At 49.3% G+C, this 4,167-nt stretch carries 6 protein-coding genes; 1 reads left to right on the top strand and 5 read right to left on the bottom strand.

Features of this window, described 5'->3' with window-relative positions:
- Positions 1-139: 139 nt before the first annotated feature.
- The 5 genes from KDK14_RS20375 to KDK14_RS20355 all read right to left on the bottom strand — a co-directional run bounded on the left by KDK14_RS20375 (position 140) and on the right by KDK14_RS20355 (position 3,497).
- Positions 140-400 (bottom strand): AlpA family transcriptional regulator, encoded by a 261-nt coding sequence (locus tag KDK14_RS20375; protein WP_174783933.1) that lies wholly within the window; start codon positions 398-400, stop codon positions 140-142.
- A 170-nt stretch (positions 401-570) separates the two neighbouring features.
- Positions 571-1,242 (bottom strand): hypothetical protein, encoded by a 672-nt coding sequence (locus KDK14_RS20370; RefSeq protein ID WP_257267069.1) that lies wholly within the window; start codon positions 1,240-1,242, stop codon positions 571-573.
- A gap of 79 nt (positions 1,243-1,321) precedes the next feature.
- Positions 1,322-1,645, bottom strand: coding sequence for a hypothetical protein (locus KDK14_RS20365; protein WP_257267068.1), 324 nt, complete (start codon positions 1,643-1,645; stop codon positions 1,322-1,324).
- Positions 1,646-1,668: 23 nt separating this feature from the next.
- Positions 1,669-2,160: a single-stranded DNA-binding protein gene (locus KDK14_RS20360; protein WP_257267067.1), complete on the bottom strand. Its 492-nt coding sequence runs from the start codon at positions 2,158-2,160 to the stop codon at positions 1,669-1,671.
- Complete coding sequence (locus KDK14_RS20355) at positions 2,160-3,497, bottom strand: hypothetical protein (protein ID WP_257267066.1); 1,338 nt, start codon at positions 3,495-3,497, stop codon at positions 2,160-2,162. The genes KDK14_RS20360 and KDK14_RS20355 overlap by 1 nt, the downstream gene beginning before the upstream one ends.
- A gap of 537 nt (positions 3,498-4,034) precedes the next feature.
- Between KDK14_RS20355 and KDK14_RS21900 the strand changes: the two genes are divergently transcribed.
- The coding region (locus KDK14_RS21900) for an RING finger domain-containing protein (protein ID WP_373691127.1) at positions 4,035-4,167 on the top strand (133 nt) is incomplete at its 3' end.

The following is a 4,167-nucleotide window of genomic DNA, read 5'->3' as shown; positions in this document are numbered from 1 at the left end:
CAGTGAAATGACCGATCGCCGATGGTAGTGTGGGGCTTCCCCATGTGAGAGTAGGACATCGCCAGGCACCTAATTTAAAGTGTAGAAAAAACAAAGGCTTCCTTATGGAAGCCTTTTGTGCATATGGTCAGGTTCGGAATCAGTTCGGATTCTGACCGAACTTTTTCTCCGCTTCAGCTTCTGCCAGATTCTCATAGGTTTGCTGGTGATCCACCCAGGCTTTCAGATCTTCTACCCGATAACGAATTGACCGGCCCAGTTTTATAAACGGGGGCGGTGTCTGGCCAAACAGCTCTCCCGATACCCTCGACTTGTCCAGTGCACTTTTACAAACACCAATAAACATTGCCGCTTCACGAGTTGAGTAATTGATGCATTCAATGGGGGCTTTCACTTCCATGCCACTTGCTCCTTTTTTGAGGGGAAAGATTTTCGATTAGTTTTAGTTGTTCTACAGTTCATAGGAATGTCTAATTTCCATCGAAGCTGGTTCTTATGAAGTTGGCCATAGGCTTGGTTAAAAAAATTTCAGAATGTCATAACCCAGTACCGGCTGGGCATTACTGGTGGTCAGCCGCTTGCTGTTTCGGAGGTTTCCGTTGGATCGTACATCAGGCCATATTGCCAACCACGGTCGGTAAGCAGGTATTTGCCTTTTTTGCCCTGACCGGTCCATTTGATGATTCGCAGTTTTTCCAACACCTCGACTACATGTTGGCGGCTCCGGCCAATAAACTCGCCCAGTTCTACCAGAGAGAAGAAATCATCCAGCTCGTAGCGGTTGCGTTTGCGCCTTTGTTTTCTCTGGATAGGCTCTTCATCGGTTTCAGAACCAACCTCCGCAGGATCAGCATAGCGGCCATCCTGATTGATCGATTCAGTTTTGGATTCATTGGGGAGAGTAGATTGCAAACGGTTCAGCACGGTTTGATACCACTTCACCTGTTTCACTGGCGTACCGCTATTATGGGCCTTTCCGGTATCAAGGATTTCACACAGAGGCTGACCCCGATCGATAGGTACCCACTGACTATCGATTTTGATCTGGAGTCCTGCCGCTTCCAGTAATTTATTTACCTGGCGGGGATCCTGCGGCGGTGTCATCATTTGGCCAAGCTGGGTAGGCGTAAACGTGATGGCCTGAACAGGCGCTACCAGTTGTTTCTGACCCATGGCTTCCAGTGGCGAGAAACCGATCTGGCTTTTGGTGTTCTCTGGGGCTGTAAGAATTTTAACGTCCATAGTCAACTTTCCTTTTTGTGCGATGTTGTGGATAACTTCAGTGTTCAGTTTTTCCACAGGTGTTATTGGTAATTACTATTCAGTGAATCTTGACGCTTGCATGCACGACGGGGTTCTGTTCATTTTCACGGATTCGTTGCAGGATCAGCCCGGTCACCAGCATCGCCTGATCCCGTGCCTGGGGACTGTTAATACCCACGGTGATGGCAACAATAAGCGTCGTCATTTCAATCAGTAAGGTTTCTGCATTTAACAGTCGGCCTTCCATTTCTTCACCGATCCGGTCTGCCAGCATGACTTTTCTTGCCAGTTCCTTTTCCTCCTTTTTCGAGCTGAGGCCAGCGGTCTGCTTTTGTTTTATCTCTATGGCCAGGGCCAGGTCATCGGGTGTAAGTGGGCTCATGCCGGCTTTCATTAAAAGCTCCTTTAAAATGGGATGGAGTCGTCGTAGGAGTCATACTGTTGTGTTTGCATGGGCTGGGGAGTGTGACCGCCATCCCGGGCATTGGTGTATTGGTTCTGATGCGTGCCTGGCTGTGATTGATAATTCTGAGGCTGAGCCTGCTGACCATTGGGGTTCTTTTCCAGAAACAGCAGCTTGCCGTTATATCCGCTGTACACGACTTCAGTCTGGTAGCGATCCTGACCATTCTGGTCCTGCCATTTTCTGGTCTGGAGCTGGCCTTCGATCATGACTCTGTGGCCTTTGCCCAGATATTGAGCGGCCAGTTCAGCAGGTTTGCCATAGAGAACCACCCGGTGCCATTCGGTGCGAGTTTGTTTCTGGCCATCTTTTTTCCAGCTATCTTCGGTGGCGATGGAAAGAAGGGTTACGGCATTGCCATTGGCGGTGGCTTTGCAGTCCGGGTCTTTGCCCAGTCTGCCAATCAGGGTGACACGGTTGATGGATGCGGCCATCAGGCAATCTCCTTTTCTGTTTGTAGAGAAAGTTGTTGAGCGGGGGTGATCAGTGCGGCACGACGGATGATCAGTTCGATGCGGTATTCGTTGCCGTGGCGGTCAAAGCGGTAGCAGTCCAGTGAGCCTTTGCCGAGCCACTTTTCCATGGCGTGGATATCATCGGTCAAGATTTCTTCGGTGACTTTGCCATTGGTGTAAAGCAGATCGGGTTGGTCTTCGCCTTTTTCGGGTTCTGTCGCCGGATCGGGTTCTTTGTCAGCTACCTTCTGCTTGGCTTCCTGGTTCAGCCGCAGTTCAATAATGGCCATCAGGTCGGTTTGCTCTTTATGGAGAAGCACATCCAGATCCGGAAACAGGTAGTCCTTATCAACTGCCATTTTCCGGTACATAGCCAGATTGTTTTTTATGTTCTGTGCCTGCTGCTTCTGTTCGATCCGAGCCTGTGCCAGCCGGTCATTTACCGCAGACTGCATGCTGGATACGTTCTTTTTGCCCTTGATCACCTCCTGAAAATCAGCAGGTGTAACCACTGCAGCGATCCAGCCGGGGGTAAGTTCGGTATTAATCACCTGCCGTTCTTTATCCAGGGTGGTGACGGCTTTCAGTACGATGCTGTCTTTGATGTGCTGCTTCTGATGCTTGACCTGCTTATCCAGAGACTTGCGTTTGGTAGCCATGGTCTCGGTCAGGTGATCGATGCGGGTGAAGAGTCGGGCGATGTCCGGTACCTGGGCAAGTGCAGTCTCTTTGCCGTCCTTCAACTTTGTTTCCGTCTTTTTGAAAAACTTCACCGCCGATTCGGCATCAGCAAAATCCTGATCGGTAACCAGTGCTGATTTGACGGAATCAATGCGTTTGAAGATCTGTTCTTCCAGCAGGTGCAGGTTGGAATCAATCACGGATCCATCCAGCTGTACCACCAGTGCCGTGGTGTCTTGAATTACTTCGCCTTCCAGTGCCTGTACAGGTGTTTCCGGCTCGAAATTCTGCAGATCCTCCTGAAACTGTTTCCATCCGGCGGTCAGGGCCTCTCGACGATGATCGTGGGATTCGTAGTAGACATAGCGCAGCTTGGCGGAGGTGCCATCAGAGCAGACAAGCAATACCCGTTCGGCACCGCTAACCAGTAGCTGTTGTTCTAACTGCCAGTAATAGTCAGGCTCAATGCCTACCCCTTCAATTTGGGCAACCAGCTTTTCATTCCAGAGCTTGTGCTCAAAGACCAGGTCTTCCATCATGGTCAGTCCGTCGAAACTGGCCAGTAGAGGTAAATCGTCGATGATGGTGACACCGGTGGCTGGAAATAGGTCCGCTCCGACTATTTTTTCTGCCAACGGTCGGGCTTCTGCTTCGGCCCGATGCCCGGCATCGAATTTCTTTTGCTGAAATTCGTTTACCTCCAGGAGGCTGTCCGAGAATAGCGCCCGTAGCAAGGATTGCGAGAAATTGAGGCTAAAAATTTCTGATTCTGAGGAGAATAGCGGAGCTATTTGACGAAGAAGCAGGAATTTTTAGACCAATTTATCGCAACCGCAGCAGGACAGCCTCCTCAGTACCTGACCATATTGAATCGTATATTTCTGGCTAATCGGACAGTTACAATGCAAGGCACAACATTGTGAGCATAGTCATAGCTATGTGACCGTAGTCGTTCGGTGGCAGCAAAATGGTCTGAAATCCGCTTTTTTTCGGCAAATAGCACCACTACTTGTATCCTCCGGGAGCAGTTGCCGTGAGTGTCGGCACAAGGAGTCAGAAATATATGATTTTATATGGTTAGCTACTTATTCACAGGGAACCAAAACCCAATATAAATGTCTGTCTGCATTACCACTGAACAACATTAATTAAGCAGTCAGGTCGGTTTTGGTATGGACAGTACTAACGGTTTTAAATGTGTAATATGTTATGACACGGCATGTTCTGACCCAACAAAGGATAAAAGCATTAATCTGACATGCGGGCATGCTTTTGGTAAATCGTGCTTGCGCAAGTGGGTGGAAC

The organism is Endozoicomonas sp. ONNA2 (assembly GCF_024606365.1).
In the GTDB taxonomy this organism is placed as follows: Bacteria; Pseudomonadota; Gammaproteobacteria; order Pseudomonadales; family Endozoicomonadaceae; genus Endozoicomonas.
This window is presented reverse-complemented; position numbering and strand designations above follow the sequence as displayed.

Bases quoted from the DNA above. Each gene is read 5' to 3' on its own strand.
- KDK14_RS20375 (WP_174783933.1), bottom strand. From the start codon at position 400: ATGGAAGTGAAAGCCCCCATTGAATGCATCAATTACTCAACTCGTGAA.
- KDK14_RS20370 (WP_257267069.1), bottom strand. From the start codon at position 1,242: ATGGACGTTAAAATTCTTACAGCCCCAGAGAACACCAAAAGCCAGATC.
- KDK14_RS20365 (WP_257267068.1), bottom strand. From the start codon at position 1,645: ATGAGCCCACTTACACCCGATGACCTGGCCCTGGCCATAGAGATAAAA.
- KDK14_RS20360 (WP_257267067.1), bottom strand. From the start codon at position 2,160: ATGGCCGCATCCATCAACCGTGTCACCCTGATTGGCAGACTGGGCAAA.